We start from the raw sequence: 24,138 nt of genomic DNA, 5'->3' as shown, positions 1-24,138 counted from the left end.
GCCGAGGTCCCCGATGTTCGAGGTGCAGTGCACGTCCACAGGTGCGAGAAGTGTCCGGACCCGGCGACGGGCGTTGATGATCCTGCGCTGCGAGGCCTGCGCGACCCTGCTGGCCCCCGAAGAGACAGCGTGCAGCACCTGCGGACGGGACGAACTCGAGCGGGTGCGGGCCGCGGGCACGGGGACCGTGGTGTCGTGGACGGTGGTGGATTGTTCGTCCGCAGACCTCCCGCTGGCGCTGGTGCCGTGCACGCTCGCGATCGTCGAGCTCGACGAGGGCCCGTGGATCTACACCTGGATCGAGGGCGAGCTGCCGGTGCATCCGGATCGGTCGGTGCGGGTGGAATTCCTGCAGGCGGAGTCGGGGGAGCGGTTCCCCGTGTTCGCGGTTCGGCGGGTCCGCCAGGAGGTCAGCTGAACGGCGGCCGGGAGTCGAGCCGCAGTGAGGACGAACCCGACGCCCGCCACGCCCGCGCGGTCAGGTCGTGGTCTGCGTCCGTCACCAGGTTGCCCATCACCCGCACCGCGATCGTCATCAGGGCACGCGAACGCATCGCCAGCGGCCCGGAGGCGGGCAGCACCCGGGGGACGGTGAGCAGGCCGGCGAGCCGACGGGCGATCGAGAAGGCCTGCCCGTAGCGCTCCCGCAGCAGGGTCGGCCACAGCTCGGTGAGGTCAGGTGCCCCGAGCACCTCGGCGACCATCGAGCCGGTCTCGAGGCCGTAGTCGATGCCCTCGCCGTTGAGCGGGTTCACGCAGGCCGCGGCGTCGCCGATGATCGCCCAGTTGGTCCCCGCCACCCCTGACACCGCCCCGCCCATCGGCAGCAGCGCCGACGCCACCGCGCGCACGGGGCCGTCGAGCTGCCATTCGTCGCGGCGCTGCTGCGCGTACAGCTCGATCAGCGGCCTCAGGGCGCCGGGCGCGGGCCGCTTCGCGGTGGCCAAGGTGCCGACGCCGAGGTTGACCTCGCCGGTACCGAGCGGGAACACCCAGCCATAGCCGGCCTGCAGGGCTCCCTCGCGGTCACGCAGTTCGAGGTGCGAGGTGATCCACGGGTCGGTGCTGCGGGCCGAGCGGACGTAGGCGCGGGCCGCCACCCCGTAGGCGGTGTCGCGGTGCCACTCGCGGCCGAGGCGTTTGCCGAGCGTGGAGCGCACGCCGTCGGCGACGACGAGGTGCTCGCACCGCACCGTGCGCGGCCCGTCGGACGTCTGGAGGGTCACCGACCGCACCCGGTTTCCGTCCCGGTCGGCGTCGACGGCCTTGGCGCCCTGCACCATCCGGGCACCGGCGTCGAGCGCGACCTGCCGGATCCGGTCGTCGAGCTCGGTCCTCGGGACGGCGCTGCCGGTGCTCGGCAGTGAGCCGCCTGGCCACGGCAGCTCCAGCTCTTGCCCGAACCCGTTCAGTCGCAGACCGCGGTTGGTGGCGCGGGTGGCGAGCCAGTCGCCGAGGCCGAGATGGACGAGCTCCGCCACGGCGCGCGGAGTGAGTCCGTCGCCACACGTCTTGTCCCTCGGGAAGGTGGCGGCGTCGGCGAGCAGTACCTCGCGGCCCGCGCGTGCCGCCCACGCCGCAGCGGCAGAACCGGCGGGACCTGCGCCGATCACCACCACTTCGGCGTGTGCGGGGACGTCGTCGGGCGCCTCGGAACGGGCGGCGGAGGGATCGGGGTCGACAGGCGAGGGCACCACCCCAGTATCTTCTCAGGCCGGGGTCGACCGCTGTGGTCAGCCCGACGGGCCGCGAACCCGATAGGTTCACTACCGTGACAGTTATGGCATCGGTTGCTGGGCATCACGCGAGACGGGATGGGAACTGAGATCGTGAGCACGAGCGAAGCGATGGGCACGGTCGTTGCCGGCGTGGATCTGGGGGATCCGGCGCTGGCCGAGGTGGTGCGTGGGGGTCTCGCCGAGGTCGAGAGCCTGTTGGTGAGTGAGCTCTCGGATGGCGAGGACTTCCTCACCGAGGCGGCGCTGCACCTGGCGAAGGCGGGCGGCAAGCGGTTCCGGCCGCTGTTCACCCTGCTGACGGCGCAGCTGGGCCCCAATCCGACGGATCCGTCGACCGTCACCGCGGCCACCGTCGTCGAGCTGGTGCACCTGGCCACGCTCTACCACGACGACGTGATGGACGAGGCGACGATGCGCCGCGGCGCCCCGAGCGCGAACTCGCGCTGGGGCAACTCCATCGCCATCCTGGCGGGCGACTACCTGTTCGCACACGCCTCCCGGCTGGTGTCCACGCTCGGCCCGGAGGCGGTGCGGATCATCGCCGAGACCTTCGCCGAGCTCGTCACCGGGCAGATGCGGGAGACCATCGGCGTCAAGGAGCAGCAGGATCCCGTCGAGCACTATCTGAAGGTGGTGTGGGAGAAGACCGGATCGCTGATCGCGGCCTGCGGTCGGTTCGGCGGCACCTTCTCCGGGGCGAGCGCCGACGACGTGGTCCGCCTCGAGCGGCTCGGCGACGCGGTTGGCACCGCCTTCCAGATCTCCGACGACATCATCGACATCTCCTCGGTTGCCGCGCAGTCCGGCAAGACCCCCGGCACCGACCTGCGCGAAGGGGTGCACACCCTGCCGGTGCTCTACGCGCTGCGCGAGGAGGGCCCCGACGCCGATCGGCTGCGGGTGCTGCTCGACGGGCCGGTCACCGACGACGACGCCGTCGCGGAGGCGCTGGCGTTGCTGGAGCGTTCGCCCGGCATGGCGGCGGCCAAGGCCAAGCTGGCCGAGTACGCCGCCTCGGCGCACGCGCAGCTCGCGGAACTGCCGCAGGGCCCGGCGAACGACGCGCTGGGACGGCTGGTGGATTACACGATCGCGCGGGTCGGCTGACGGTAACGTCTCGGCTCGGGTCCAGGTGGCTCGCCGACGCGCTGCGTGCAGGGGAACGTCCCTCCGGGCTCTTTCGTTGATTAACTGAGTGTCCGGCGAGAGAAGGGACCCAACGTGCACCGGTATTCCAACGGGTTGAAGACCTTTGCGTTGCTGGTGGGGATGTCCGCGCTGATCGTGTTCATCGGGGCGCTGTTCAACAACCGCAGCATCCTGATCTTCTCGATCCTGCTCGCGGTCGGGATGAACGGCTACGCGTACTTCAACAGCGACAAGCTGGCGCTCAAGGCGATGCACGCGCAGCCGGTCACCGAGGTCGAGGCGCCGGTCATCTACAAGATCGTGCGCGAGCTGGCGACCACGGCCCACCAGCCGATGCCCCGGCTCTACATCAGCCCGACGGCCGCGCCGAACGCCTTCGCGACGGGCCGGAACCCGCGCAACGCGGCGGTGTGCTGCACCAGTGGCATCCTGCAGATCCTCGACGAGCGGGAGTTGCGGGCCGTGCTCGGCCACGAGCTCTCACACGTGTACAACCGCGACATCCTGATCTCCTCGGTCGCGGGTGCTATGGCCGCGGTGATCTCGGGCCTGGCCAACATGGCGATGTTCGCGTCGATGTTCGGCGGCCGCGGGGAGGGCAGGCCGAACCCGCTGGCGCTGCTGCTCGTCTCGTTGCTCGGTCCGATCGCGGCTTCCGTGGTGAAGATGGCGGTCTCGCGCTCGAGGGAGTACCAGGCCGACCAGTCCGGGGCGGAGCTCAGCGGTGACCCGCTGGCGCTCGCGTCGGCGCTGCGCAAGCTGGAGCGCGGTGTCGAGGCCGCCCCGCTGCCGCCGGAGCCGAAGATCGCCGCGCAGTCGCACATGATGATCGCGAACCCGTTCCGGGCGGGCGACAAGATGAGCCGGATGTTCTCCACCCCCCCGCCGATGGCGGATCGGATCGACCGCCTGGAGAGGATGGCCGGTCGCCGGCTGCCCGAGTGACGGATCTCGCTGTGCGGCAGGGTTTTTCGCTGTAGATCCGGGACCGCGTCCGGACGGCGTCGCGGCGGCGGACCCCGCCGACGCAGAGGGGGCCGCGCCGGCCTTCGCGGCCGTCACGGTCCCCTCTCGGCGTAGTCGGGTGAATCAGCGGTAGTTGACGAACTGCAGGGCGATGCCGAAGTCCTCGCCCTTGAGCAGCGAGATGATGGCCTGCAGGTCGTCGCGCTTCTTGCTGCTGACGCGCAGCTCGTCGCCCTGGATCTGCGCCTTGACGCCCTTGGGGCCCTCGTCGCGGATCTTCTTCGAGATCTTCTTCGCGTTCTCGGTGGTGATGCCCTGGACCAGGGTCCCACTCAGCTTGTAGATCTTGCCCGACTGCGCGGGCTCGCCTGCGTCGAAGGCCTTGAGGGAGATGTCCCGGCGGATCAACTTCTCCTTGAAGACCTCGAGGGCGGCCAGCAGGCGCTCCTCGGTGTCGGCGGTCAGCGTGATCGCCTCCTCGCCGGACCAGTCGATGCTCGCGCCGGTGTTGCGGAAGTCGAAGCGCGTCGACAGCTCCTTGGCCGCCTGGTGCAGTGCGTTGTCCACTTCCTGTCGGTCAACCTTGCTCACCACATCGAAGGACGAATCCGCCACGGCAACTCCTTGTTCATCGTGCGCGGGCCTGCGCTCGCGCGTGAGAACCCCACGATAACCACACGGTTTGCATTTACCCGCCCCGGTAGAGGTATTCTCTGTCCGCGCCAGTGAAGAGCCGGGAAGCCCCGGATCGGAGCTGGATGACACCAGGCAGGTTGCCCGAGCGGCCAATGGGAGCGGACTGTAAATCCGTCGGCTTATGCCTACGTAGGTTCGAATCCTACACCTGCCACACCCGGGTCCCGGTGAGCGCAAGCTTGCCGGGGCTCGTTGATTACACGGATGGAAAGAGCTCCTGACCTGCGGGTTTGGTACTCGGCCCCGCCGCTGTGTAATCTCTTGGAGGCTTCAGCGCAAGAACGAAGTGCGCGGAAGCATGCCCCCTTAGCTCAGTCGGCAGAGCGTTTCCATGGTAAGGAAAAGGTCAACGGTTCGATTCCGTTAGGGGGCTCGCTGGATTGGGTGTCCATAGACTGGCACCGATGCACCGAGGCGGTGTAGCTCAGTTGGTAGAGCAAACGACTCATAATCGTTGTGTCGCCGGTTCAAGTCCGGCCATCGCTACACAAGTGGACACATAGCACACACCCTGATTGACCCCGATCAGATTTATCCGAAAGAAGGCATCCCGTGGCCTCGACTGACGTTCGGCCCAAGATCACCTTGGCCTGCGAGGTATGCAAGCACCGCAACTACATCACCAAGAAGAACCGTCGGAACGATCCCGATCGTCTCGAGATCAAGAAGTTCTGCCCGAACTGCGGAACGCATCAGGCGCACCGCGAGTCGCGCTAGTACTCTTCGAGTCGACGCGGAGATCGTAGGGGTCGGTTACCCGGCTTCCTGGCCTAGCTGCGTCCCAAGCAGATAGGTTCCTCCAGGTGAAGTTGAGTTCTGATCTCGTTGGCCTGCATCACAGGTTCAGCGACTACTACGAGGTCGGTCGTGAGAAGGTGCGCGAGTATGCGCGCGCCGTCAAGAGCGACGACCCGGTCTACCGCGACGAAGCGGCCGCCAAGAAGATTGGCTACGACACGCTCGTGGCCCCGCTGACCTTCATTGCTGTCTTCGGCTTCCTCGCGCAGGAAGAGTTCTTCAAGGCCCTGGACGTCGAGCTGGATCTCAGCCGCGTTCTGCACACCGACCAGCGTCTGGTCTTCCACCGTCCGATCAAGGTCGGCGACCGTCTGTACTGCGACGTGTACGTCGACTCGATCCGCACGATGGGCGGCAGCGACATCGTCGTCACCCGCAACGAGATCACCGACCAGGACGGCCAGTTGGTCCAGACCACGTACACCACGTTGGTCGGCCGGCATGCAGAGGAGGGCGAGTGATGTCCGTTCGCGATTTCACGGAGATCTCCGTCGGCCAGGAGCTGCCCGAGGAGACCGTGTCCCTGACCCGGTCCGACCTGGTCCAGTACGCAGGCGTTTCCGGCGACCCGAACCCCATCCACTGGGATGACGCGACGGCGCAGAAGCTCGGTCTTCCCTGCGCGGTCGCGCACGGGATGCTCACCATGGGTATCGGAGCCGGCTATGTGACCACCTGGCTCGGCGATCCGGGTGCGGTCACCGAGTACAGCGTTCGTTTCACCAGCCCCGTCGTCGTGCCCAACGACGGCAAGGGTGCCGAGATCGTCCTCACCGGCAAGGTGAAGTCCGTCGACGAGGAGACCCGCTCTGCCGTGGTCGCCATCGTCGCCAAGGTGGACGACAAGAAGATCTTCGGTCGCGCCACCGCGACCGTGCGCTTCGGCTGAGTAACCAGCCGATTCGGTTTGTTCGACTACCGTGCAGTACACTGAGATTTCTGGGATCAACCAGCGCTGCGCGCTGCCCTACGTGCCCGATTGGGCCGCTGAGGGTGGCGCGCGTGTTGTGTGGTCACGGAGAGGTTGATCGGTTCGGATCATGACGATCCGGACGCATCGGTCAACCAGAGGGGCGTAGCTCAACTGGCAGAGCAGCGGTCTCCAAAACCGCAGGTTGCAGGTTCAAGTCCTGTCGCCCCTGCCCCGGATGTCAGCGACTGAGAGGAACGACGGTGAGCGAGGATCGCGGAAAGGCCGACAGCGCGGCGGGGTCTCCGGACGTCGACGCCACCGCGGCCGGCGCGAGCGATTCGGCTCCCGTCGCCTCTCGGCCGACTGGCAAGCGTCCGGGACGTCGTACCCACGCCGCCGCGAGCGAGTCGCAGGCCGCGAAGGTCGCAGGCACTCCCTTGGCAAAGAAGGCCAAGGAGGAGAAGCCGCACAAGGAGAATCTCTTCAAGCGCCTGAGGAAGTTCCTCCGCGAGGTCATCGCGGAACTCCGGAAGGTGATCTGGCCTAACCGCAAGCAGATGATCACCTACACCACCGTTGTGCTGACGTTCGTGGCCTTCATGGTGGCGTTCATCAGTGGATTGGACCTGGCGTTCATCAAGGGCGTCAGTTGGTTGTTCGGCTGACGCCGGACACCGAACGTGATGAGAGGAAGCGAGTGCCCCAGTGAGCACCCCCGAGAACGACGCAATTGAGGCTGCAGCCGCAGAGCATGTTGCCGATGACGCGGTCGCCGCGGAGTCCGCTGACGCGGCAGTCCTCGGCGAGGGTGACGCTCCCGAGGCCGACGCTCCCGTCGAGGAGGCAGCCGCTTCCGCAGACGACGCCATCGCCGCCGACTCCGAGGAGCCGGTTGATCCCGTCGCCGAGATGAAGGCCGCGCTGCGTCGCGCCCCCGGTGACTGGTACGTGATCCACTCGTACGCCGGGTACGAGAACAAGGTGAAGACCAACCTCGAGACCCGCGTGCAGAACCTGGACGTCGGCGATTACATCTTCCAGGTCGAGGTTCCGACCGAAGAGGTCACCGAGATCAAGAACGGCCAGCGCAAGCAGGTCAATCGCAAGGTGCTGCCCGGCTACATCCTGGTCCGGATGGAACTCAACGACGAGTCGTGGGGCGCGGTCCGCAACACCCCCGGTGTCACCGGCTTCGTCGGTGCCACCTCGCGGCCGTCGCCGCTGACCATCAACGAGGTCGTCAAGTTCCTGATGCCGCAGGAGGGCGCGAAGAAGCCCGTCGCCGCTGCCGCAGGAGCCGGCGAGGCCGCAGCCGCCGTCGCGAAGCCCCTCATCGAGGTCGACTTCGAGGTCGGCGAGTCGGTCACCGTCATGGACGGCCCGTTCGCGACGCTGCCCGCCAGCATCAGCGAGGTCAACGCCGAGCAGCAGAAGCTCAAGGTCCTCGTGTCGATCTTCGGTCGCGAGACGCCGGTCGAGCTGTCCTTCACGCAGGTCGCGAAGATCTAGCCACAAACTTGCACTGCAGTAGCAAGACACACACAAGAAATTAGGAACGAAAGATGCCCCCCAAGAAGAAGAAGCTCGCCGGGCTCATCAAGCTTCAGATCCAGGCCGGTCAGGCTAACCCTGCACCGCCCGTGGGTCCCGCGCTTGGTCAGCACGGCGTGAACATCATGGAGTTCTGCAAGGCCTACAACGCGGCCACCGAGTCGCAGCGCGGCAACGTGATCCCCGTTGAGATCTCCGTCTACGAGGACCGGACCTTCGACTTCAAGTTGAAGACCCCGCCCGCCTCACGACTGCTGCTCAAGGCCGCAGGCGTGCAGAAGGGCTCCGGCGAGCCGCACAAGACCAAGGTTGCCACGGTGACCATGGACCAGGTGCGCGAGATCGCGAAGACCAAGCAGGAAGACCTCAACGCGAACGACATCGAGCAGGCCGCGAAGATCATCGCCGGCACCGCGCGCTCGATGGGCATCACCGTCGAGGGCTAAGCACCTCCAGATCGCGTGGGAGGGCCGGCCAGGCCCGAAACCACAACTGAACCGTTAGTAAGGACAGAAGACATGGCAAAGCGCAGCAAGGCGTACCTCGCCGCCGCCGAGAAGGTCGACCAGACCAAGCTCTACAGCCCACTGCAGGCTGCGAAGCTGGCGAAGGAGACCTCCTCCACGAAGATGGACGCGACCGTCGAGGTCGCCGTTCGACTCGGCGTCGATCCCCGCAAGGCGGACCAGATGGTTCGCGGCACCGTCAACCTCCCGCACGGCACCGGTAAGACCGCCCGTGTGATCGTGTTCGCCGCAGGCGAGAAGGCCGCCGAGGCCGAGGCCGCCGGTGCGGACGCGGTTGGTGCCGAGGACCTGATCGAGCGCATCCAGGGCGGTTGGCTGGACTTCGACGCCGCGATCGCGACCCCCGATCAGATGGCCAAGGTCGGCCGCATCGCCCGCGTCCTCGGACCGCGTGGCCTGATGCCGAACCCGAAGACGGGCACCGTCACCACCGATGTGACCAAGGCCGTCAACGACATCAAGGGCGGCAAGATCAACTTCCGCGTCGACAAGCAGGCCAACCTGCACTTCGTGATCGGCAAGGCGTCCTTCGACGACGCCAAGCTGGTGGAGAACTACGGCGCCGCGCTGGACGAGATCCTGCGTGCGAAGCCGTCCTCCGCGAAGGGCCGGTACGTCAAGAAGGTTACGGTTACGACCACCACCGGACCGGGCATCCCGGTGGACCCGAACCGCACCCGCAACCTCCTCGAGGATGCTGCAGAGTAAGACTGTTCGACAAGAAGGCCGGTACGGATCTCCGTACCGGCCTTCTTCGTGTCCGCGGTCCCTTACGCCTGCGGGTCGGCCTCGTCCCTCCGCCAGGCGAGGAGAACGGCGTTCTCCCGCGACGGCGCCCATGGCAGGAAGATCGCGACGATGATCGCGCAGACCACCACCGCGCCGGTAGCGACGAGGGAGGCCGTGTGTGAGCCCTGCAGTACCGCCGACTTCATCGCAGTGATGAGGTTCTCGCGCTGCGGCTCGAGCATCGTCGGGATCTCGCGCTTGCGGATCTCCAGAACGCTGAGGACCGTCGCCCGCGCGAATCCCTTCTCGTCGTCGTTCATGAGCATCGCGGGCACCCGGTCGATGATCGGCGAGATCTTCGTCGAGTAGTACGAGGCGACGATGGATCCGAGCACTGCCACGCCGAGGGTGCCGCCGATCTCGCGGGTGGTGTCGTTGACGGCCGAGCCGGCACCGGCCTCGTCGAGGGGGAGCGAGGACATGATCGATTCGGTGGCGGGGCCCTGGACTATCGCAAGGCCGAGGGCCATCGAGACCATCGACGGCAACACGTCGGCGAGGTAGGTGCTGTCGACGTCGACCAGCCCGCCGAGGTAGAGCCCGAGCCCCGTCAGGAGCAGACCGAAGACGATGACCGCTGTGGTGCCGATACGCTGCGCGAGCAGGGTGGCGATGGGCGCGCCGACCGCAACACTCACCGCGAAGGGGAGCGAGGCGATCCCGAACTCGAGCGGGGTGTACTCGCGCACTCCCTGGAAGTACTGAGTGATCAGGAACAGGAAGCCGAACATCGAGAAGTACGCGATCGCGATCGCCAGCGCGGGCAGCGAGAATCTGCGGATCCGGAACAGGCGCATGTCGAGAATCGGTGTCGCGGTGCGCAACTGCCACCAGACGAACGCGCCGAGGAGTACAGCCGCGACCGCGACGCCGCCGAGCGTGGCGAGGCTGAGCCAGCCGTAGCGTGGGGCCTCGATGATCGACCAGACCAGCAGCGTGATGCCCGCAATGGACAGCACGATCCCGGGGATGTCGAGTCGGCCGACGACGGCGGCCTTGGACTCCGGGACGAGGAGCAGCGTCGCGATCACCGCGACCGCTGCGACGGGGACGTTGATCCAGAACACCGAGTGCCACGAGAAGTGTTCGAGCAACCACCCGCCGGACATCGGTCCGATGGCGATGGCGAAGCCGGCCATGGCAGTCCATGCCGCGATGGCGAGCGCGCGTTCGCGGGTGTCGGTGAAGATGTTGATGATCAGGGCGAGGGTGGCGGGGAAGACCGCGGCGGCGAACACGCCCATGGCGGCCCGTGCGGCGATCACCTGCCCGAGTGTCTCGGCATTGGCGCCCGCAACGGACAGCACCCCGACGCCGATCAGGCCGATGATCATGATGCGGCGACGGCCGTACCGGTCTCCGAGGTTGCCGCAGGCCAGCAGCAGGCCGGCGAAGGTGAGGGTGTACGCGTCGACCACCCACTGCAGTCCGCTCACGCCGGTGTGGAGTTCGACGCCGATCGAGGGGAGGGCGACGTTGACGATGGTGTTGTCGAGAACCACCAGCAGTTCCGCGAGGCAGATCACGGCGAGTGCCGCGAATCGCCGTGCGCGCGAGGAGATCAGCTCGACCCTGTTGTCGGGTGGGTTGGTGCGTTCCAGCGTGGTCATGGGTTGTGACGCTACTAGCTATGTGTAACTCCATATAACAGTCAATCGGAGAGGCGTTGGTCATGTCGGCTGGTCATTTGTGACGGCCGCCACGATTCGTGTTCCTCTGGCGGCTCGTTTTGGATGGTCGCGCCGGTTCGGGTACTCTCTCCGGAAGAGTTCGATCTATTTCGAGTTCACCCCAAGAAGTTCTACCCAAGACCGTTGGTCACCGATGTCGCGAGGCATTGGTTGAAGGTTCGGGACACAGCCCGACGGCCCACGCAGGAGGACGAGGTAGGGGAGTGGTGGGCCTTGCGTGAGCTGGGTCCGGATCTCTTCGTGACGCCCCGTGTGCCTGCACCGGGGCGTTTTGCATTGTCACGGCCGCATCCCGAGGGTGCACCAACACGATGTCACGAGAGGAGGCGAAGTATGGCAAAGCCCGAAAAGGTTTCCGCAGTCACGGAGATCACTGAGCAGTTCAAGGGTTCGACTGCCGCCGTGATCACCGAATACCGTGGTCTGTCGGTGACCAGTCTGACGCAGCTGCGACGCGCGCTCGGAGCAGGCGCAACCTACTCCGTCGCCAAGAACACCCTGGTCAAGCGCGCCGCCGCAGAGGCGGGCGTCGAGGGCCTTGACGACCTGTTCGTCGGACCGACCGCCATTGCGTTCATCAAGGGCGAGCCGGTTGACGCAGCGAAGGCCATCAAGGCCTTCGCGAAGGACAACAAGGCGCTTGTCATCAAGGGCGGCTACATGGACGGCAACGCGCTGTCCGTGGACGAGGTCAACAAGATCGCGGACCTCGAGTCCCGCGAGATCTTGCTGGCCAAGCTCGCCGGCGCGATGAAGGGCAACTTGGCAAAGGCCGCTGGCCTGTTCAATGCCCCCGCCTCGCAGATGGCCCGTCTGGCCGCTGCGCTGCAGGACAAGAAGGCCGCGGAAGGCTCCGCAGCCGAAAGCTGATCCGCACGAGACCGGACGGGCGCCCTCGCGGGCGCGAACAAGGTCTTGCGTATCACGTAACAAACCACTCCCACCTCGTCGCGGATCAGCGACATGGGACTTACAGGAAGGACCGCCATCATGGCGAAGCTCACCACCGAAGAGTTGCTGGACCAGTTCAAGGAGCTCACCCTCCTCGAGCTCTCGGAGTTCGTGAAGGCGTTCGAGGAGACCTTCGAGGTCACCGCCGCTGCTCCGGTCGCCGTCGCCGCCGCCGGTGCCCCGGCCGCCGCCGCTGAGGCCGAGTCCGAGCAGGACGAGTTCGACGTCGTCCTCGAGTCGGCCGGCGACAAGAAGATCCAGGTCATCAAGGTCGTCCGTGAGGTCGTCGCCGGCCTGGGCCTGAAGGAGGCCAAGGACCTCGTCGAGGGTGCGCCGAAGGCGATCCTCGAGAAGGTTGCGAAGGATGCCGCCGACGCCGCCAAGGAGAAGCTCGAGGCTGCAGGCGCCACCATCTCCGTCAAGTAAGACCGCCGCGTAACAACGCAGCGCTCGCGCTCGACAAAAGGGCCGTTCCCCGAAAGGGGAGCGGCCCTTTTTTGCGTTCGACAGCGACCGGTTTCCCGTGTCGCCGCCGGATTCAAAAGTGGACGGTTGTTCAGTGATTTGAGGGTGTGTCTGCGCAGGTCACAGTGCCTAAATCGGACAAGGGGGGGGCCGATTTCCCCCGAACCCTACTCATGAGTAGCATTCAGCGTCACAGGTACCACATCGATGCGATAGAGTGACCCAACCCACATTGGGTCAGTGTGTCGAAAAGCGTGGAGGTTTTCGGTGGGAGTAGAGGTAGTAGTCGAGGGACTCACCAAGTCGTTCGGCTCGCAGAAGATCTGGCAGGACGTCACCCTGACGCTCCCCCCGGGAGAGGTCACGGCCCTGCTCGGCCCGTCCGGTACGGGCAAGTCGGTGTTCCTGAAGTCGCTGATCGGCCTGCTCCGCCCGGAGCGCGGTTCGATCGTCATCGACGGCACCGACATCCTTGAGTGCTCCAGCCGAGAGCTCTACGAGATCCGGAAGATGTTCGGAGTGCTGTTCCAGGACGGTGCGCTGTTCGGGTCGATGAATCTGTTCGACAACGTCGCCTTCCCGCTGCGTGAGCACACCAAGAAGACCGAGTCCGAGATCCGCAACATCGTGATGAACAAGATGGAGCTGGTCGGACTCATCGGTGCCGAGAACAAGCTCCCCGGCGAGATCTCCGGCGGTATGCGCAAGCGCGCCGGGCTGGCAAGGGCGCTCGTGCTCGACCCGGAGATCATCCTGGTCGACGAGCCCGACTCGGGTCTCGACCCGGTCCGCACGACCTACATCAGCCAGCTGCTGATCGACATCAACTCGCAGATCGACGCGACGATCCTGATCGTGTCGCACAACATCAACCTCGCGCGCACCGTGCCGGACAACATCGGCATGTTGTTCCGCAAGGAGCTCGTCATGTTCGGCCCCCGTGAGGTGCTGCTCACCAGCGACGAGCCGGTGGTCAAGCAGTTCCTCAACGGCAGCATGCTCGGCCCGATCGGCATGTCCGAGGAGAAGGACGAGGCGCAGATGGCGCAGGAGCAGGCGATGGTCGATGCGGGCCACCACCACGGTGGCGTCGACGACGTCGAGGGCATCATCCCGCAGATGAAGGCCACCCCCGGCATGCCGTTCCGTCAGGCCGTCGCCCGCCGGCAGGATCGCGTCCGCCGGATCATGCACACGCTGCCGCACAATGCCCAGGTCGCGATTCAGGAGAGCCTTGACACCGAGGACAGCACTCAGGTGATTCCCGCATATGACGGCTCCGGCATGGAGACGTCTTCCTGGGGACGCGGGTAGCACGCGCCGATGGGGGGTACCAAGAGCACGCTGCTCAGTCCGCTGACGGCCGCGTTGACACAGGCCGGGTTGATATTCCAGCTCTTCGTCGACGTCGTGCGGAACACGTTCAGGAAGCCGTTCCAGTTCCGGGAGTTCATCGAGCAGGCCTGGTTCATCGCGAGCGTGACGATCCTTCCGACTGCGCTGGTCGCGATCCCGTTCGGCGCGGTGGTCTCACTGCAGACCGGATCGCTGATCAAGCAGCTCGGCGCCGAGTCCTTCACGGGCGCGGCCAGCGTGCTGGCGGTGATCCAGCAGGGCAGTCCGATCGTGACCGCGCTGCTGATCGCGGGTGCGGCCGGCTCGGCGGTGACCGCCGACCTCGGCTCGCGCACCATCCGTGAGGAGATCGACGCCATGGAGGTGCTCGGTATCAATCCGGTCCAGCGCCTCGTGGTCCCCCGCGTGCTGGCGATGATCCTGGTCGCGGTGCTGCTCAACGGGCTGGTCTCGGTGGTCGGCATCGCGGGCGGGTACTTCTTCAACGTGATCCTCCAGGGCGGCACCCCCGGCGCCTACCTGTCCTCGTTCTCCGCGCTCGCCCAGTTGCCCGACCTCTACATCGCGGAGGCGAAGGCCGCCGTGTTCGGCGTCATCGCGGGCGTGGTCGCGGCCTACAAGGGCCTGCACCCCAATCCAGGGCCGAAGGGCGTTGGCGAGGCCGTGAACCAGACGGTCGTCATCACCTTCTTGCTGCTGTTCTTCGCCAATCTGATCCTCACGATGGTGTACCTGCAAGTCGTTCCTGCCAAGGGGGCTTAACCCATGACGATCGCCAAGGGTCGCGGCGACCGGACACTGATGCGTGCGCGCAAGGTGACCCGCGCGCCGCTGCACGTTCTCGATCGCGCCGGCGACCAGATGTCCTTCTACGCAAGGGCAATCGGTTGGATTCCGCGGACGCTCACGCACTACGGCCGAGAGGTGCTCCGGCTGCTCGCCGAGGTCACCTTCGGTAGCGGTGCGCTGGCCGTCATCGGCGGAACCATCGGCGTCATCGTGATGATGTCCGGCTTCACCGGCGTCGTCGTGGGTCTGCAGGGGTACGCGGCGCTCGAGCAGCTCGGCAGCTCCGTGCTGACCGGCTTCCTGTCCGCGTACGTCAACACCCGTGAGATCGCCCCGCTCGTCGCGGCCCTTGCGCTGTCGGCAACGGTCGGCTGTGGCTTCACCGCCCAGCTCGGTGCCATGCGCATCTCGGAGGAGATCGACGCACTCGAGGTCATGGCGGTGCCGAGTGTGCCGTTCCTGGTCACCACCCGGATGATCGCCGGGTTCGTCGCGGTCGTGCCGCTCTACATCGTCGGTCTGATGGCCGCGTACCTGGCGTCGAGGCTGATCAACACGGTCTTCAACGGGCAGTCGAGCGGGTCGTACGACCACTATTTCAACCTGTTCCTACCGCCTGCGGACGTGCTCTGGTCCTTCGGCAAGGTGCTGGTCTTCGCGTTCGTGCTGATCATGATCCACTGCTACTACGGCTACAACGCCTCCGGCGGACCCGCGGGCGTCGGCGTCGCCGTCGGCCGGGCCGTGCGGACGGCGATCGTGACGATCGCGGTGCTGGACTTCTTCCTCAGCCTCGCCATCTGGGGCACCACGACCACAGTGAGGGTGGCCGGATGACCGACGGTGGTTCGGCGCTACGCCGACGCATTCTTGGCCTTGCTTTCTTTCTCGTCCTCGCGTTGTTCCTCGCGTTCACGATCGGGATGTACAACAAGTCGTTCAAGGAGGTCGTGAAGGTCAACCTCGTGACCGACTCGGTCGGCAACTCCTTGCCCAGCCACGCGGACGTGAAGGTGCGCGGGTTGATCGTGGGTGAGGTGCGTTCCGCCTCGACCGAGGACGGCAAGGTCACCTCGGTCCTGGCGATCGACCCCGACAAGGCCGAACTGATCCCGTCCAACGCGACGGCGCGGCTGCTGCCGAAGACCCTGTTCGGCGAGCGATACGTCTCGCTGATCGTGCCGACCGGCGACACCGCAGCCCCGATCTCGCAGGGCGACACGCTGCTCCAGGACAAGAGTGGCAACGCGATCGAGGTCGGCGAACTGCTCGACGGGCTGCTGCCGCTGCTGCAGGCCGTTCCGCCGCAGGACCTGGCGAACACCCTCGGCGCGCTGTCGCAGGCGCTGGCTGGGCGCGGCAACGACATCGGGTTGAGCATCGAGCGACTCGAGACCATCTTCGCCGGGGTCAACACCGAGCTTCCGAACCTGCGTGAGGGCCTGCGCGGTCTCGCGGACTTCTCGCAGACCTACTCGGACGCCGCTCCCGATCTGATCAACGCGTTCGACAACCTGCGGACCACCGGCGCGACCGTGGTCCAGCAGCAGAACCAGATCCGGGCACTGATGTCCACGGTCACCGCGACCGCGGGCAGCACCGCGGACTTCCTCACGGCCAACAAGGATTCGCTGATCTCCATCGCGGCGGACTCGAGGGAGGCTCTCGAGGTCCTCGCTGCCGCGTCGCCGACCTTCGGATGCACCTTCGCGCAGTTCGTGCCGATCGTGGAGAGCGCGAGCGCCATCCTCGGCCTCAACCCGGACGGCAGCCTCAAGGACCACCCGGGTGCACGCGCGGCCACGGTGTTCGCCAACCCGAAGGGGCGCTACCTGCCGAACCAGGACGAGCCCAGGCTCTTCGACCAGCGCGGCGCCAAGTGCTACCAGCCGGCGGAACCTGGCTACAAGTTCGGTCAGTACCCGGGCGGCTCGTACAACGACGGCTCCTACCAGGTGCCCTCGCGCAACCCCGGCCCGTCCTTCGTACCCTCGCCTGCCGCGCCGCAGTACTCGGTGGTCCCGAGCCCGGCGGCCGGGCAGAACACGCCGGCCGCATACACCGGATCGACACTCGAGCAGGACACATTGGCAGTCATCTACGGCAAGGGCACCGGCACGCTGCCGGAGGCGGTGCCGGGCTGGGCGACGCTGCTCGGCGCGCCGGCACTGAGGGGAACGGAGGTGAGTGTCCGATGAGAGGTCTCGCGGCTCCCCTGATCAAGCTCATCATCTTCGCCGTCGTCACCGTGTTGGCGACCGCGACGCTGGCCTTGACCATCGCGAACACCAGCGGTGGCGGTGGCACCAAGTTCAACGCGATCTTCACGGACGTCGCCTCGCTCAACAAGGGCGACGAGGTCCGGATCGCGGGCGTGCGGGTCGGGCAGGTCGACAAGATCGCGATCGTCAACGAGCGGGAGGCACAGGTCCAGTTCTCGCTGACCGACCGCGACTGGCTCCCGGCCAGCTCGACCGCCACGATCCGCTACCGGAACCTGGTCGGCCAGCGCTACATCGCGCTGGAGCAGGGTGAGGGCGCGCAGGGCATGAAGATGTCCGGTGGCTCGACCATCCCGATCGAGCGCACCAAGCCCGCGGTCAACCTGACGACCCTGTTCAACGGCTTCCGGCCGCTGTTCCAGACGCTGAGCGCCGACGACGTGAACAAGCTGTCCTTCCAGATCATCCAGGTGTTCCAGGGTGAGGGCGGCACGATCTCGGAGCTGGTGCGCAACACGGCCAGCCTGACCAACACCATCGCGGACAAGGATCGAGTGATCGGCGACGTGATCAACAACCTCAACGGGGTTCTCGAGACCGTCAACAGGCACGACGACGAACTGAGCTCGCTGATCGTCAACACCGAGCAGCTCGTCACGGGGCTGGCCAACGATCGCGCTGTCGTCGGTAGCGCGGTGACCTCGCTCGCCGGGCTGGCCGATGCCACCGCGGACGTGCTCGAACCGACGAGGCCGTCGATCCAGGGCTCGGTGTCCGCGCTCAACACGCTGGCGGGAACGCTGAATGCGCAGAGCGACAAGGTGAACAAGATCCTCACAACCCTGCCGGTGAAGCTGGACAAGCTGACCCGCATCGCGAGCTACGGGTCGTGGTTCCAGTTCTACCTGTGCGGCATCGACATCGTCGCGGGTCCCGGCGAGTCGCCGTACCTCAACCTGCCGACGGGGCTCCCGACGGTCAATCAGCCGATCTACACCAACTCCGCACCGCGGTGCTCGGCGAACGGGGCCGGACAGTGAAGCAACGTCGTAGCCCCGCAACCATCGGCGCGCTCGGCATCGTCGTGGTGCTGCTCGCCACCGTGTCGGCCTTCTTCCTCGACGACCTGCCGTTGATCGGGGCCGGCGCCACCTACCGGGCCCAGTTCACCGAGGCGGCCGGGCTCAAGCCGAGCAACGAGGTCCGCATCGCGGGTGTCAAGGTCGGCAAGGTGACCGCCGTCGAGCTCGACGGCGACAAGGTCGAGGTCGCGTTCAAGGTCAAGGACGCCTGGGTCGGCGACCAGACCACCGCGTCGATCCAGATCAAGACGGTCCTCGGCCAGAAGTACCTGGCGCTCGACCCCCGCGGATCCGACACCCTTGACCCGAGGGACACAATTCCCTTGGAGCGCACCACCTCCCCGTACGACGTGCTCGACGCGTTCGGCGACGCGACCACAACGCTGGACGCGATCGACACGCCGCAGCTCGCGCAGGCCATGGAGACGCTGTCCGACGCGTTCTCGGGTACCCCGGCGGACATCAGGGCCTCGCTCGACGGGGTGACGCGGCTGTCGAAGACCATCGGCAGCCGTGACGACGAGCTGCGCAAGCTCTTCACCGCGACCGCCGACACCTCCAAGGTGCTCGCCGACCGCAACGCCGAGTTCACCAAGCTGATCGGCAGCGCAGGCCTGTTGCTCGGCGAGCTGAACAGCCGTCAGCAGGCGATTTCCCAGTTGCTCACCGGCACCCAGCGGCTCTCGCAGCAGCTGACCGGCCTGGTCAAGGAGAACGAGGAGCAGATCGGTCCCGCGCTCGAGCAGCTCCGCGGCGTCGTGCAGATCCTGCAGGACAACAACGACAACCTGGACAAGGCGATCAAGCTGTACGCACCGTTCACCCGGCTGTACGCGAACATCGTCGGCAACGGTCGCTGGTTCGACCAGGTGGTCGTGAACCTGACGCCGCCCGCGCTCCCGCTGATCCCGGGTTACCGCGATCCCGTTCGAACCATTGGGGGCAACTGATGACCGGCGTGAGCTCGGGGAGGATGCAGAAGTTCAGCAGGCGTCAGGTCGTGGCCACCGCCCTGCTGCTGGTGGGGCTGTTGGTGGTGGGATTCGGCGGTTGGTGGCTGATCACCCGAGCGGGCACCACCAAGATCACCGCGTACTTCGACAAGTCGGTCGGCATCTACGACGGCTCGGACGTCCGGGTGCTCGGTGTGAAGGTCGGCTCGGTGAATGAGGTCGAGCCGCTGGGTGACCAGGTCAGGGTCACCATGCGCGTCGACCGCGGGGTGAAGATCCCGGAAGATGCGAAGGCCGCGCAGATCACGCCGTCGGTGGTGTCCGACCGGTACATCCAGCTCGCCCCCGCCTACACGGGCGGCGAGGTGATGGAGTCCGGCGACACCATTCCCCGCGAGCGGACCGCGACCCCGGTCGAGGTCGACCAGCTCTACTCGAGCATCGACGAACTGGCGAGGGCGCTCGGGCCGGAGGGTGCGAACAAGGAGGGCGCGCTGTCCGAGTTCGTCGACACCGCGGCCAAGAACCTGGACGGCAACGGTGAGGCGCTCGGCGCCACCATCACCGAGCTGTCCAAGGCGGCGGAGACCCTCAACCTCAACAGGGGCGACCTGTTCGAGACGATCAGGAACCTGCAGACCTTCGTCAGCGCACTCGCGGCCAACGACGAGCAGGTACGCCAGTTCAACTCTCAGCTCTCCGATCTCAGCGGCTTCCTGGCCGGCGAACGGAAGAACCTCGGCGACGCGCTGAACCAGCTCTCCTTCGCGCTCGGTGACGTGGCTGTGTTCGTCCGCGACAACCAGGAGGCCGTCACGAGCAACGCGGAGGGCCTCGTCCAGGTGACGCAGACCCTCGCCGACAACCGGCAGGACCTGGTCGACGCGTTGACCACCCTGCCGCTCGCCATCAGCAACGTCGTGAACTCGTACGACGCGGAGTCGGGAACGCTGGCCTCACGGGTGAACCTCCCGGAGACGCAGGATCCGTTCGGGACCCTGTGCAAGCTGATCGACCTCGGCAAGCTGATGCCGGGCGACCCGAAGTTCGACGCGCTCGGTCGTCAGATGCGCCCGCTCATCGACAACTGCAAGGTGATCATGGACCAGGTGACCGCGGGCGTGAAGACGCCGACGTTGAATCTGCCGTTCGGCATCCTCAGCGGCGACAACCTGCAGCGGCCCTCGCAGCCGGGCACGGTTCCAGGAAACGTCTCGCCCCGACTCGGAAACTCGCAGGCCCCCGGCCTCAGCGACCAGAACATCCCGCGGGGTGGCCAGTGATGCAGGAGCGGTCAGTGAAGCGCTCGGTCGCGATCGGTGTCGGCGCATGCGTCGTCGCGTTGACGGTTGCGGGTTGTGGGTCCAAGGGCATCTACAGCATTCCGCTGCCCGGTGGCGCCGACATCGGCAGCGACCCGATGCACCTGACGGTCGAGTTCGATGACGTGCTCGACCTGGTGCCCCAGTCCACCGTGAAGGTCGACGGCGTCCCCGTCGGACGGGTGCAGAGCATCGACGTCCCGGACGACGGTTGGACGGCTGCCGTCGGCGTCGTCGTCGACTCGGCGGTCGACCTGCCCGCGAACGCGCTCGCGTCCGTGCAGCAGACCAGCCTGCTCGGTGAGAAGTTCATCGAGCTCAAGGCCCCGCCCGTCAACGCAGACGCGGCCCGGCTCACGGACGGGTCGACGATCCCCGTGGACCGGACCCGGCACGCGACCGACATCGAGCAGGTGCTCGGCGCGCTGTCGCTGTTGCTCAACGGCGGCGGGGTGGCTCAGTTGCAGCCGATCATCCACGAGCTCACCACGGCCCTCGACGGTCGCGAGTCCAAGGCACGCTCGCTGCTCGACCAGGCGAACACGCTGATCGACGGGCTCAACAAGCAGCGCGACGACATCACCCGGGCGCTCGACGGGCTCGACACCCTCACCGGTCGGGTCAACGAGCAGACCGATCAGATCGACAAGATCCTCACCGAGATCCCGACCGCGGTGAAGGTCCTGAACGAGCAGGAACCGCAGTTCATCCAGATGCTCACCCAGCTGGATCGGCTCGGTCAGGTGGGCACCGACGTGCTGGTGCAGTCCAAGGACAACCTGATCGCGGACCTGCGCGCGCTGCGGCCGACCCTGCAGGCGCTCGCCGACTCGAGCGAGGACCTGGTCACCGTCCTCCCGCTGGTCCCGACGTTCCCGTTCCCTGACGGTGCGGAGAAGGTCATCCACGGCAACTCGATGAACCTCTTCCTCTCGCTGGACATGCGGCTCGGCCAGCAGTTCGAGGCGCTCGGTGTCGGTATGCCCGACCCGGTCTACGTCCCGCCGCCGCCCGGATACGGCGGATACGTGCCGAAGGTGGACCCGTCGAACCCGTACTACAACGGCAACGGCCCGCGGCCCGGTTGGCCGACGGTCTCGATCCTGCCGTTGCCGCCGATCGTCCCGCAGCCCGCGCCCGCGCCGGGGGCCCCGGTGCCGCCCGGCACCGAGCCGGTCAAGGAGAAGAAGGATCAGGCGCCGCAGAACCCGCTCAGCGGGCTGCTCGACAAGCTGGGGGTGGGTGGACGATGAGATCGGCTCTGGTGCGCTGGCAGCTGGTGGCGTTCGCGCTGGTCGCGATCCTCGGCCTGCTCTACGTCGGCGCGAAGTACGTGCGGCTCGACAACCTGCTCGGATTCGGCCAGTACACGGTGCAGGCGGACTTCGCCGACTCCGGCGGCATCTTCACCAACGCCGAGGTGAGCTACCGAGGCGTGCCGGTCGGCACGGTGGGGGACCTGCACCTGACCGACGACGGCGTGCTGGTCGACCTGAAGATCAACACCAGCGCCCCGGAGATCCCGTCGTCGGCCAAGGCCGTCGTCGCGAACCGGTCTGCGATCGGTGAGCAGTACGTGGACCTGCAGCCGACCAGCGACGAGGGTCCGTACCTGGAGGACGGATCGGTGATCCCTCGTCAGGACACCGCGACCCCTGTCCCGGTCGAGGAGGTGCTCTCGAGCACGAACGCGCTGGTGCGTTCGGTGCCGTTGAAGGCGCTCAACACCACGGTCACCGAGCTGGGCAAGGCGTTCAACGGCAAGGGCGACGACCTGCAGGTGCTGGTGGACTCGCTCAACACGCTCTCGAAGGACGGGATCGACAACCTGCCGCAGACGCTGACCTTGATCCGGGACACCAGGACCGTGCTCGACACCCAGTCGGAGCAGTCCTCGGCGATCCGCCAGTTCAGCAAGGACCTCGACCTGGTGGCCGCCCAGCTCAGGGCAAGCGATCCGGATCTGCGGCGCCTCATCGAGACCGGCACCGCCGCGAGCAACGAGGTCGGTGCGCTGATCGACTCGGCGGGTCCGGCCCTGACCACCGACCTGGACAACCTGGCGCTGGTGACGGCGGCACTGGGTCCGCGGACCCTCGCGCTGAACATCCTGCTGACGTTCCTGCCGGGTCTTGCGGCCGGAGCGAGCACAGCGGCGCCCGGCGACGGCACCCTGCACCAGGGCCTGTTGTTGGAGACGAACAACCCGCCGCCGTGCACCCAGGGCTACGAGGGGACGTACGAGATCCTCGCGCAGATGAAGCGGGAGAACCCCGACTTCGACCCGACCCGCGACGAGTTCCCACTGAACACGAAGGCCAATTGCACCACGCCGTTGGGCAGCGTCACCGGCGTGCGTAGCGCCAACCGGATCGTGTACGCGGACCCGGCAACGCCGCAGCCGTGGGACAACAAGCCGAAGGTCGATCCGGACAAGCTCAACCTCAACCCGATCGCGACGCAGCTGGCGCCGTTGCTCGGTATCACCCCGAAGTGATGCCGTTCCGGCGGAGCCGAGCAGAAGTTACCAAGTAGTAGGGTAGAAAACGTGATGCGTAGCACGAAACTGCTGAAGCCTGTTCTCGCTGCGGTGAGTGTGCTCGCCATCGGGGCCCTCGTGGCCGCCGTCTGGTTCGGGTTCGGTTGGGGTCATGCCCTGTTCTCGGACAAGCCAGCGGCTGCCGCCCGCGACGATGCGCTGACCGGCGCCCGTCAGGCGGCGATCAACCTGAACACGGTCGACTCGGGGAACCTGGACCAGACGTTCGCGAACATGGAGTCGTCGATCACCGGCGACGAGATGCTGAACGCGCTGGCCGAGACCAAGGACCAGATGACCGAGCAGGTCAAGCAGACGGGCGCGAAGAGCGAGGCGCACGTGCTCGACGCCGCGCTCACCGCGATGAGCCGTGACGAGGGCACCGCGAACTCGCTCGTCGTGCTCACCACGACCACGACCTGGCCGAATCAGCCGACGAGCAAGGTCAAGGTGACCATGCGAATCGGCCTGACCGATGTCGGCGGCGTCTGGAAGGCCTCGAAGGTCGAGAACGTCGGCCAGCCCCTGGCCATGGACCCCGGCACACCGGCCCCCGCACCCGCCCCCGCGCCCGGAGAGGCCCCTGCGCCCGCTCCGGAGTCCGGCGGACAGTAGGGCCGACGGTCCTGCGCCCACCGGCAATCCGGCAGCGGAACAGCTAAGGAGTATCGAACAGTGCCCCCACGTCGTCGTATCACCAGCACGCCCCAGCCAAAGGGGCGTCGCCCCCGCGTGGCCGGCACCGGGTCGAGCGCGGCCCGCGGAACCGCGAGCGAACCCGAGACCGTCGCGCCCGCGAGTTCGGCCGGGACCGAGACCGAGGTTGTGGCGGCAGGCGCAGGAGCCGCCGGCCCGCCCGCAGGGGCACCCGTGGCCCCCGCGGCAGCCGACGCCGAGGCCGCGGCCGACGTGGAGGCCACGGCGACCGCCACCGCCGCGGCAGCGGAGGACGCGGGCGGCGATAGCGCAGCGCAGGAGCCGGAACAGGCGCCGAAGACGATCAACCGGACCAGCTCCCTGCGGCCGCGGGCGACCGGCGCACCGGACGCCGAGGTGACCGCGGCTCCCGAGTCCGCGGTCGACGAAGAAGCGGTCAGGGCGGGCTGGAAGCGGGTCACCACGATCGGTCTGGTGGCGCTGGGGCTCGGTGTCTTCGCGCTCGTCGCCGCGTTCCGGCCGGGCGCCGATGTACCGAACCAGGCCTGGGTCGACACCGCGGAGACCTCGAAGGTCACCGCCGACGCGAAGAACGCGATCCAGACCCTCTACACGTACAAATTCGACACGGTCGAGCAGGACTTCGACAAGGCGCGGGCGGTCCTCGACGACGCCATGCGCGAAGAGTTCGACCGGACCGCCGCGGTCACCAAGGATGCCGTGATCCAGACGAAGACGGCGACCAACGCCGAGGTCACCGATATCGGCCTGAAGCTGCTCTCTGACGACCGCGCCGAGCTCGTGGCCAGCATGAACGTGAGCGCGACCAACGACGGTGTCGCGCAGGGGAGTGCCCAGGGTCCGCTCTCGGTGACCATGGCGAAGTCCGGCGACAACTGGGTGATCACGGACATCAGGGACCGCTGAGCCGGGCCCGGATCGGGTGTCCCGGCGACGACCGCGGGGCAAATCGCCGGGACGTG

At 66.9% G+C, this 24,138-nt stretch carries 26 protein-coding genes and 4 tRNA genes; 27 read left to right on the top strand and 3 right to left on the bottom strand.

Annotated elements, in window-relative coordinates; all coding sequences use genetic code 11:
* Window positions 1–76: 76 nt before the first annotated feature.
* The gene (locus tag BR31_RS27955; RefSeq protein WP_037176055.1) at window positions 77–418 is read left to right on the top strand and encodes a Zn-ribbon domain-containing OB-fold protein; all 342 of its coding nucleotides are present in this window, start codon (window positions 77–79) and stop codon (window positions 416–418) included.
* On the opposite strand, the gene BR31_RS0108995 is transcribed toward BR31_RS27955, so the two are convergent.
* The gene (locus BR31_RS0108995) at window positions 411–1,619 is read right to left on the bottom strand and encodes a geranylgeranyl reductase family protein (protein WP_051637258.1); all 1,209 of its coding nucleotides are present in this window, start codon (window positions 1,617–1,619) and stop codon (window positions 411–413) included. The genes BR31_RS27955 and BR31_RS0108995 overlap by 8 nt on opposite strands.
* A gap of 195 nt (window positions 1,620–1,814) precedes the next feature.
* On the opposite strand from BR31_RS0108995, the gene BR31_RS0108990 reads away from it, so the two are divergent.
* Together BR31_RS0108990 and htpX are read left to right on the top strand one after the other, a co-directional pair.
* Window positions 1,815–2,846 (top strand): polyprenyl synthetase family protein, encoded by a 1,032-nt coding sequence (locus tag BR31_RS0108990; protein ID WP_027500672.1) that lies wholly within the window; start codon window positions 1,815–1,817, stop codon window positions 2,844–2,846.
* 114 nt (window positions 2,847–2,960) lie between these two features.
* Complete coding sequence (gene htpX, locus BR31_RS0108985; protein WP_027500671.1) at window positions 2,961–3,833, top strand: zinc metalloprotease HtpX; 873 nt, start codon at window positions 2,961–2,963, stop codon at window positions 3,831–3,833.
* 144 nt (window positions 3,834–3,977) lie between these two features.
* Here the strand turns inward: htpX and BR31_RS0108980 are convergent, their stop codons facing one another.
* Window positions 3,978–4,469, bottom strand: a complete 492-nt coding sequence (locus BR31_RS0108980; RefSeq protein WP_027500670.1) for a YajQ family cyclic di-GMP-binding protein — start codon at window positions 4,467–4,469, stop codon at window positions 3,978–3,980.
* Between the two features lie 152 nt (window positions 4,470–4,621).
* Between BR31_RS0108980 and BR31_RS0108975 the strand changes: the two genes are divergently transcribed.
* The 11 genes from BR31_RS0108975 to rplA all read left to right on the top strand — a co-directional run bounded on the left by BR31_RS0108975 (window position 4,622) and on the right by rplA (window position 9,047).
* A tRNA-Tyr gene (locus tag BR31_RS0108975) sits at window positions 4,622–4,704 on the top strand.
* A 146-nt stretch (window positions 4,705–4,850) separates the two neighbouring features.
* Window positions 4,851–4,923 (top strand) — tRNA-Thr (locus BR31_RS0108970).
* A 40-nt stretch (window positions 4,924–4,963) separates the two neighbouring features.
* Window positions 4,964–5,036, top strand: a tRNA-Met gene (locus BR31_RS0108965).
* A 66-nt stretch (window positions 5,037–5,102) separates the two neighbouring features.
* Window positions 5,103–5,267 (top strand): 50S ribosomal protein L33, encoded by a 165-nt coding sequence (gene rpmG / locus BR31_RS0108960; protein ID WP_027500669.1) that lies wholly within the window; start codon window positions 5,103–5,105, stop codon window positions 5,265–5,267.
* Between the two features lie 86 nt (window positions 5,268–5,353).
* Complete coding sequence (gene hadA / locus BR31_RS0108955) at window positions 5,354–5,809, top strand: (3R)-hydroxyacyl-ACP dehydratase subunit HadA (protein ID WP_027500668.1); 456 nt, start codon at window positions 5,354–5,356, stop codon at window positions 5,807–5,809.
* Window positions 5,809–6,237 carry a (3R)-hydroxyacyl-ACP dehydratase subunit HadB gene (gene hadB / locus BR31_RS0108950; protein WP_027500667.1) on the top strand — a complete coding sequence of 143 codons (429 nt, stop codon included), beginning with the start codon at window positions 5,809–5,811 and terminating at the stop codon, window positions 6,235–6,237. The genes hadA and hadB overlap by 1 nt, the downstream gene beginning before the upstream one ends.
* 180 nt (window positions 6,238–6,417) lie before the next feature.
* Window positions 6,418–6,490: transfer RNA gene (locus BR31_RS0108945), tRNA-Trp, on the top strand.
* 31 nt (window positions 6,491–6,521) lie between these two features.
* On the top strand, window positions 6,522–6,926 hold the full coding sequence (secE, locus tag BR31_RS0108940) for a preprotein translocase subunit SecE (protein ID WP_027500666.1): 405 nt from the start codon (window positions 6,522–6,524) through the stop codon (window positions 6,924–6,926).
* Window positions 6,927–6,966: 40 nt separating this feature from the next.
* Window positions 6,967–7,770: a transcription termination/antitermination protein NusG gene (nusG, locus tag BR31_RS0108935; RefSeq protein WP_027500665.1), complete on the top strand. Its 804-nt coding sequence runs from the start codon at window positions 6,967–6,969 to the stop codon at window positions 7,768–7,770.
* A 53-nt stretch (window positions 7,771–7,823) separates the two neighbouring features.
* Window positions 7,824–8,258 carry a 50S ribosomal protein L11 gene (gene rplK, locus BR31_RS0108930; protein WP_027500664.1) on the top strand — a complete coding sequence of 145 codons (435 nt, stop codon included), beginning with the start codon at window positions 7,824–7,826 and terminating at the stop codon, window positions 8,256–8,258.
* A 72-nt stretch (window positions 8,259–8,330) separates the two neighbouring features.
* Window positions 8,331–9,047 (top strand): 50S ribosomal protein L1, encoded by a 717-nt coding sequence (gene rplA, locus BR31_RS0108925; RefSeq protein ID WP_027500663.1) that lies wholly within the window; start codon window positions 8,331–8,333, stop codon window positions 9,045–9,047.
* Between the two features lie 62 nt (window positions 9,048–9,109).
* Here the strand turns inward: rplA and BR31_RS0108920 are convergent, their stop codons facing one another.
* Window positions 9,110–10,738: an MFS transporter gene (locus tag BR31_RS0108920; protein ID WP_051637096.1), complete on the bottom strand. Its 1,629-nt coding sequence runs from the start codon at window positions 10,736–10,738 to the stop codon at window positions 9,110–9,112.
* A 414-nt stretch (window positions 10,739–11,152) separates the two neighbouring features.
* Here BR31_RS0108920 and rplJ point away from each other — a divergent pair, with 414 nt between their 5' ends.
* The 13 genes from rplJ to BR31_RS31445 all read left to right on the top strand — a co-directional run bounded on the left by rplJ (window position 11,153) and on the right by BR31_RS31445 (window position 24,082).
* Window positions 11,153–11,689, top strand: a complete 537-nt coding sequence (rplJ, locus tag BR31_RS0108915) for a 50S ribosomal protein L10 (protein ID WP_027500661.1) — start codon at window positions 11,153–11,155, stop codon at window positions 11,687–11,689.
* A gap of 120 nt (window positions 11,690–11,809) precedes the next feature.
* Window positions 11,810–12,196 carry a 50S ribosomal protein L7/L12 gene (gene rplL, locus BR31_RS0108910; RefSeq protein WP_027500660.1) on the top strand — a complete coding sequence of 129 codons (387 nt, stop codon included), beginning with the start codon at window positions 11,810–11,812 and terminating at the stop codon, window positions 12,194–12,196.
* Between the two features lie 306 nt (window positions 12,197–12,502).
* Window positions 12,503–13,549 (top strand): ABC transporter ATP-binding protein, encoded by a 1,047-nt coding sequence (locus BR31_RS0108905; protein ID WP_027500659.1) that lies wholly within the window; start codon window positions 12,503–12,505, stop codon window positions 13,547–13,549.
* Window positions 13,550–13,558: 9 nt separating this feature from the next.
* Window positions 13,559–14,353: an MlaE family ABC transporter permease gene (locus BR31_RS0108900; protein WP_027500658.1), complete on the top strand. Its 795-nt coding sequence runs from the start codon at window positions 13,559–13,561 to the stop codon at window positions 14,351–14,353.
* 3 nt (window positions 14,354–14,356) lie between these two features.
* On the top strand, window positions 14,357–15,217 hold the full coding sequence (locus tag BR31_RS0108895; RefSeq protein WP_027500657.1) for an MlaE family ABC transporter permease: 861 nt from the start codon (window positions 14,357–14,359) through the stop codon (window positions 15,215–15,217).
* Entirely contained in the window at window positions 15,214–16,578 is a 1,365-nt protein-coding gene (locus BR31_RS0108890) for an MCE family protein (RefSeq protein WP_027500656.1), read from the top strand. Before BR31_RS0108895 ends, BR31_RS0108890 begins: the two co-directional genes overlap by 4 nt.
* Window positions 16,575–17,642, top strand: coding sequence for an MCE family protein (locus BR31_RS0108885; protein ID WP_027500655.1), 1,068 nt, complete (start codon window positions 16,575–16,577; stop codon window positions 17,640–17,642). The genes BR31_RS0108890 and BR31_RS0108885 overlap by 4 nt, the downstream gene beginning before the upstream one ends.
* On the top strand, window positions 17,639–18,634 hold the full coding sequence (locus BR31_RS0108880; RefSeq protein WP_027500654.1) for an MCE family protein: 996 nt from the start codon (window positions 17,639–17,641) through the stop codon (window positions 18,632–18,634). Before BR31_RS0108885 ends, BR31_RS0108880 begins: the two co-directional genes overlap by 4 nt.
* Entirely contained in the window at window positions 18,634–19,920 is a 1,287-nt protein-coding gene (locus tag BR31_RS0108875; protein WP_027500653.1) for an MCE family protein, read from the top strand. The genes BR31_RS0108880 and BR31_RS0108875 overlap by 1 nt, the downstream gene beginning before the upstream one ends.
* 14 nt (window positions 19,921–19,934) lie before the next feature.
* Window positions 19,935–21,212, top strand: coding sequence for an MCE family protein (locus BR31_RS0108870; protein WP_027500652.1), 1,278 nt, complete (start codon window positions 19,935–19,937; stop codon window positions 21,210–21,212).
* Window positions 21,209–22,456, top strand: a complete 1,248-nt coding sequence (locus tag BR31_RS0108865) for an MCE family protein (protein WP_027500651.1) — start codon at window positions 21,209–21,211, stop codon at window positions 22,454–22,456. Before BR31_RS0108870 ends, BR31_RS0108865 begins: the two co-directional genes overlap by 4 nt.
* Before the next feature lie 54 nt (window positions 22,457–22,510).
* Window positions 22,511–23,113, top strand: coding sequence for a hypothetical protein (locus BR31_RS0108860; protein ID WP_081830384.1), 603 nt, complete (start codon window positions 22,511–22,513; stop codon window positions 23,111–23,113).
* 117 nt (window positions 23,114–23,230) lie between these two features.
* Entirely contained in the window at window positions 23,231–24,082 is an 852-nt protein-coding gene (locus BR31_RS31445) for a hypothetical protein (protein ID WP_231496420.1), read from the top strand.
* Window positions 24,083–24,138 lie beyond the last annotated feature (56 nt).

It is taken from the genome of Rhodococcus sp. UNC363MFTsu5.1 (assembly GCF_000686785.1).
GTDB classification, from domain to species: Bacteria; Actinomycetota; Actinomycetes; order Mycobacteriales; family Mycobacteriaceae; genus Rhodococcus_G; species Rhodococcus_G maanshanensis.
The sequence above is the reverse complement of the archived record's forward strand: the minus strand, read 5'-3'. Positions and strand labels throughout refer to the sequence as shown.